The sequence below is a fragment of the Bradyrhizobium sp. NAS80.1 genome (assembly GCF_001908205.1).
Lineage (GTDB): Bacteria > Pseudomonadota > Alphaproteobacteria > Rhizobiales > Xanthobacteraceae > Bradyrhizobium.
On the sequence record NZ_LGHL01000230.1, the window covers coordinates 1 to 5,357 of the forward strand.

Sequence of the window (5,357 nt, forward strand, 5' to 3'; positions counted from 1 at the left end):
GTAGAGATGGTCGACCCGCGCAGTGTTGAACGAGGACGAGCGCCGCTTGATGCCGTGCACGATGTAGCCGAGCGACAGCAAGTGCTCGGCGAGATAGGCGCCGTCCTGACCGGTCACGCCTGTGATGAGAGCGATCCGATGTGTGGAATTTCGAGTATTCATGGCACAACCCGGTCAACAAGCTCCTAAGCAACGGCTTGCCCGTCCTGCTTCCTACCGGTGTCTTGTTTTACGACCTAATGGAATTGTCAAGAAAATGCCCCATCTGTCGAACGGATGAATTTAGAAAGCTACGTCTTGAATCTCATGGAATTTGTTGGCTAAGACGGTGATGCAGACGAAAGCCAGCTGGATTCATCTAGGCATGATCCGTGCATGCGCTCCGCAATTTAAGCCTCGACGGACTGCTGCCCGACGTAGTTCCATTCGGGCTGCACATTGACTCGCCGGCCAACTCGAGATTAGCCGTTCACTCGCGGAGGGCGCCATCTTATCCTTGCCTTCTATCCCAGATGAGATTTCTCGAAGACGGCGCCGGAGCCAAGTAGTGCCGTACCAATTGGTCGGCGCTTGAACCCGGTCCTGGCGATCTCATCAATTGTGACGCTTTTGCCGTCCAAATCGGTTTCGTCGTACCGCTGATGGGCATAGGCCAGATCGTCCTAGGGGCCGGGCTCAATGAGCCACCAGATCGGCTGCAGCCAAGAGATCGCGGGGAGAAAGATGTAGGCACGCTTGTCGTAGCGCGAGGGGATGCAATGGATTGCGTTGTTCCTTTTAGAAATTTGCAGTCTTTATTGCAGAATCAATGCCATCCTCCTTTATCGAGATGATTTCCAACACAAAAAATTGATCACAGCAAGTGCAATGACGGCGGCATGAAGCGTTGAAACTGTTATTGCCGTTTCAATGTCGACCTGCTGGATATGTCAGCTTCAGCTGCCATCTATGATAGGTGTCCCACCTCTCGGCTTTGTAGAACAGCGCCGCGTCCTCTCAGACGAGGCTATCGGGAAGAATGGCAGAAGAGCAGGTTTTCGCTTGCGCAAACCTGCAAGTAAGGGATTAGCTTTTAGAAGCGCGTCTCTTGCTGCCTGCTTCTTCAACGATATCAGTTGGTTCTTAATCGCAAGGCGTGCTCCGGAGCACGAGTATTTCAAAAATGAAACCCGCTGTCTTTTTTGATCGCGATGGGGTCCTTAACCAGGATACCGGTTATCTCTATGAGAGGACAAAGCTCAGATGGCTGCCAGGTGCGCGTGAGGCTGTAAAAGAGGTCAACGAGGCCGGATACTTTGCGTTTGTCGTCACGAATCAATCAGGTGTTGCGCGAGGATTGTATAAAGAGGGGGATGTCCAGGCTCTCCACGCGTGGATGACAGAGGAGTTGGCTGACATCGGCGCGCGCATCGATGCATTTGCGTATTGTCCTCATCATCCAGAGGCCATTGTTGAAGTTTATCGCACTTCGTGCGCCTGCCGAAAGCCCGGCCCCGGCATGATCACAAGTCTTATGCAACGCTTCCAAGTTGATCCTGTTCGAAGTTTCCTTATCGGAGATAAGCACACCGACGTTGAAGCCGCGACCAGAGCGGCAATACGCGGCTATCTCTTTGAAGGCCCGAATCTTGAGCATTTCGTCAAGAACTGTTTGCGCAACCGATGACTAGGTAATCTCACGCGCGCTAAGGTCGGGACTGTGACCATTCGCCAACTCGAGGCGGGGACGCACGAGCCCCAGTGCTCCGTGTTGCAGGTAGTACGCTCGGCCTTCGAAGAGGCCGTCGTGGAGTTCATTGAGGAAAATGGCGGAGGGCTTGGCGCAAGCTTGCGAAAGCCTATCCGTGGGAAAGGATGCCAGCGCCATCCGCTCCTCGTTGGCCCGGGCAGGTTACCCGACCCTCAATATCGAGAACGCGATCATTGCCGGTGTCGAGACGCCCGCGGTCACCCGGCAGGCGAAGGCGCGGGCGGCGTGTTCGAACGCCGCGATGCATGCCTTGTTGCAGGATGCGTGTTCGATCGGGTCAACGTAACGTCACGTACATGCGGGAACGCTCAGGCCCGACCGGCGAAGGGAAAACCTCAACGCAGGCAGCTATTGGCGGAGGATCTCCCACTAGATCCAAACGTCAAAAACCGCGCGCACCTAGCGGCTTCGCGGGTGCTCCGATGGCCGGGTCTTCGACCGCAAAGGGACCTCATCGAAAATCCACGGTGCGCAAGTCTATGTTGGCGTCGGCCGGCTAGACCCGTCGCCACCTGCGGCAGCGCGGAAAGAACGCAGCGGACGTTTCGGCGTGGATCTCTCATACACTCCCACCGCAAGTCCCAACATCGCAAAGAGCATCCTATCCTCGCCCAGGATGCCATGCGGGACGCTCAGCGTCGCCATATATACGAGTCCGCAAATCGCAAATCTTGCCTCGTCACTACCGCGGAAAAACGGGAGCAGCCTAACTAACGCCATCACAATGGCCACGCAGAAGCAGAGGCCGCCAATCCAGCCGAACTCAACGAGAGCCTGCAAATAGCTATTGTGAATCTCCATAGACACGCAGGAAATTTGATCGAAGGCACCGAAGCCGAAGCCGAATGCACCGGCCACGGGCAAGAGCCTTAAGGCATCCTGCAAAGCCACCTTCCTCTTGGCGATTGAATCGCTCATGTCGATGTTCGCTCTGCAGCTAGAGAGCAGAATGCCTCGCGATTCCATCCGAGGGGGTGTTTCTGTTTCTTCCTGAGGCGTGGCCGTCTCGCCCATAGGTTTTTCCGGGGCCGTGGGAGTTTCGGCCTTAGTTTTTTGTGGAGCGGGCGTTTCGTCCGTAGCTTTTTCTTGAGCCGTTTGCCTCTCGACCATAGCTTTATTTCTGAAATACGGCGGGACTTGGCCGATTGCGATGGCGACCAAGAGCGCACCGATGACGATACCAAAATATCTTCGTTGTTTCGATTCAGTAGCTATGAACGCGAATATCAGTGTCACAATGATCGCGATGAAGGTCGCTCGAACGTGAGAGGCAGAGAACACCACGGCGGGCAAGAAGATAAACGCTGAGAGCTGCAGCGACTTTTGTCGGTCTAGACCAGTAGCGGTCACTGCAACGATCATAAGTCCGCAGATCATTAGGAAAAAATGCGCAGCGGCATCAGTAACGCCGAGGACGACTGGTCTGGCGTATGGACCGTCCCACTGCGTGAACATCGCATAAGCCGATAAAACCGTCCCTAGCGCGACGACACCGCCCGTTATCAACACGAATGTCTCTCGGACCCCGGGGTTCGCAAATGAGAGGTACCGACAGGAGGGATATGCACCGAGCGCAATCGCAAGGAGCGCAACCTGCTTGGGATCGAATGTGCTGACGTTTAAGGCGAACGATACGGCGATACTAAGGACGAACGCGCTGAAGAGATAATCGGCGGCCTGCAGCCTAATCCTTCGGAACGTTAGATAGAAAAGCGCTGCTTCGCTCGCAACCAGATACCCACAGGTGAACAGAGAGTTTCCCTGGACGCCGGCCAGACCATAAATCAAGACAAAGACGGCATTGGCAGAGACAAAAAGCGCAAGTGCTCCGCCGATCAAAACATTTCGTCTCCGCACAGCCGTTGTGGCCCGCGCTGCCGGTTCCAGAATATCCATTCTCTAACCTTCTCCAACCCTCGGACATTCCACACGCGGCTGAATACCTCGACGTCCAGCGACAATCAACCAGCCCAACGGAAAGCGAGAGCGCGTAGGGATTGATCTCAAGGTAACCGAGCGCTACCTTTTCGCGCCAGCAGAGGGCCGGCAATAAGTAGTCACCCCGACAGAAATGCGGAGCTGTACGTGGATCTTTGGTGGCCCAAACAAATGCGGCGCTCTGGAAGTGAGGTGGTTGGCTGGCTGTCAGCGATATGTTTCTTCACTTCGAGCATTTGGCACGATTTCCTAAAGTTCCATTTCAATCTTGAATTCAGCAGGAACGCCGTTTTCGCAGCTGCGCTTGGGCTTGCTGTCATCAGCGTAGCGCTAACTCCGACCGAAACCCTCAATAGGCTACAGAGTTATCGATGGGTTGGGCTGCTGGCCGGCTACTTTGTGTTGGCCTCCGCACTGCACATTGCACTAGGGCTTCCTCTCGACGCAAAGAATCTATCCATGTATTCGGCGCCGGTAGCTGGCTTCTTGTTTCTGTTCAACCGCCAGCCTTTCGTGCATCTGCTTGTCGCGACAGTTGTTTTCTCGACGCTGATACAGATTCACGAGTCCTACTTCCAAACCTACTGGTACGTCTGGCACGATGACTTCATCACGCACGATGAGGCGCTCTACGTCTCCAGAGCAGGTATCTTCAGAGCAAAAGGTCTGTTTGCCGGCCCATTGAACGGATACGGACTAGGATTGCTGGCTCTGCTTCTCTCCGAATTTTCTATTGTAGCGATAGCGGCAGTTTCACTTTCTGCGGCGCTTGCGGCAACAAAATCCGGCATTGTCGCGAGCTGTGCCGCGATCTTGCTGCGGGCATTCAATCGCAAGAAGATGATGGCCTCTCTCCTGCTGTCTTCTGTACTGGTCGTCGGCTACCTCGGCCTCTCGCAGGCCATCATCGCCAGATTTTGGGTTACGCATCCAGCGGCAACGACTCATCAGCTTGACACCCGCCCGCGAAGTCTGCCCGATTACTTGAGTATCGTCGTAGATCCAAAGGTTAGTTCGACCAGAGACCGGATTGCCAGTTGGGAAAAAGGTATTTCAGATTTCTCTAAGTTTTCGACGTTCCATGTCGCCTTCGGCGATCCGAATTTCGCCTACCGAGTGCCTGACTACATGGATCGCGGTGTGGAAAGCTCAATCCTGAAAGAGCTTCAGGATTATGGCTTGATTGGTGCTCTCATCGCCACTACTGCCAAACTCCTAACCTTTTTTGCTTTGTGGCGCCGTTCGCTTAAGATGGCAATCGGATTTGCTGCCTACTGCGCCATAGCCGCGGTTTCACCTGTCTATGTCCCGCTGGGTGCCGACGTGCTTCTTTGGCTATTCATGATGAGCGAGGTAGCATCACTTTCGGATAAGCGTTCGCGCCATTCTCGAATATCGTAACCTTTGCCGAAGCGTGATTCCGCGCATACCGCGCAGCTACAGTCAGACCGGCAGCGACAACGTCGCAACGCCACAGGCAACCGTCAGCGCCCATATCGCAGGTCAGATTGCCAACATGAAGAATGTCGGATTGCTGCGGGCGGGCGATGTTCTATACCTCACCAAACGACGCGGCTATCGAGTCGTCTGTGAAGAACTGACGCGGCGCCCCGGCTCAAGCGATGTTTTGAGCCGGGACGGTCTCGATGAAGGCTCGAATGATGACACG

General features: G+C 54.8%; 6 protein-coding genes. 4 read left to right on the top strand and 2 right to left on the bottom strand.

The window, feature by feature from the left end:
• A partial coding sequence (locus AC629_RS38525) for a GDP-mannose 4,6-dehydratase (protein ID WP_143199775.1) occupies nt 1-162 on the bottom strand: 162 nt, incomplete at its 3' end.
• Between the two features lie 1,000 nt (nt 163-1,162).
• On the opposite strand from AC629_RS38525, the gene AC629_RS38530 reads away from it, so the two are divergent.
• Both AC629_RS38530 and AC629_RS38535 read left to right on the top strand, forming a co-directional pair.
• Nucleotides 1,163-1,666, top strand: a complete 504-nt coding sequence (locus AC629_RS38530) for a D-glycero-alpha-D-manno-heptose-1,7-bisphosphate 7-phosphatase (RefSeq protein ID WP_084809926.1) — start codon at nt 1,163-1,165, stop codon at nt 1,664-1,666.
• Nucleotides 1,667-1,844: 178 nt separating this feature from the next.
• Nucleotides 1,845-2,036 (top strand): hypothetical protein, encoded by a 192-nt coding sequence (locus AC629_RS38535; RefSeq protein WP_143199776.1) that lies wholly within the window; start codon nt 1,845-1,847, stop codon nt 2,034-2,036.
• 191 nt (nt 2,037-2,227) lie between these two features.
• Here the strand turns inward: AC629_RS38535 and AC629_RS38540 are convergent, their stop codons facing one another.
• On the bottom strand, nt 2,228-3,646 hold the full coding sequence (locus AC629_RS38540; RefSeq protein ID WP_084809928.1) for an O-antigen ligase family protein: 1,419 nt from the start codon (nt 3,644-3,646) through the stop codon (nt 2,228-2,230).
• A 189-nt stretch (nt 3,647-3,835) separates the two neighbouring features.
• Here AC629_RS38540 and AC629_RS38545 point away from each other — a divergent pair, with 189 nt between their 5' ends.
• Nucleotides 3,836-5,089 (top strand): hypothetical protein, encoded by a 1,254-nt coding sequence (locus tag AC629_RS38545; RefSeq protein WP_143199777.1) that lies wholly within the window; start codon nt 3,836-3,838, stop codon nt 5,087-5,089.
• A gap of 13 nt (nt 5,090-5,102) precedes the next feature.
• Nucleotides 5,103-5,357: hypothetical protein (locus AC629_RS47920; protein ID WP_210419171.1), on the top strand; the 255-nt coding region annotated here is incomplete at its 3' end.

Bases quoted from the DNA above. Each gene is read 5' to 3' on its own strand.
- AC629_RS38530 (WP_084809926.1), top strand. From the start codon at position 1,163: ATGAAACCCGCTGTCTTTTTTGATCGCGATGGGGTCCTTAACCAGGAT.
- AC629_RS38540 (WP_084809928.1), bottom strand. From the start codon at position 3,646: ATGGATATTCTGGAACCGGCAGCGCGGGCCACAACGGCTGTGCGGAGA.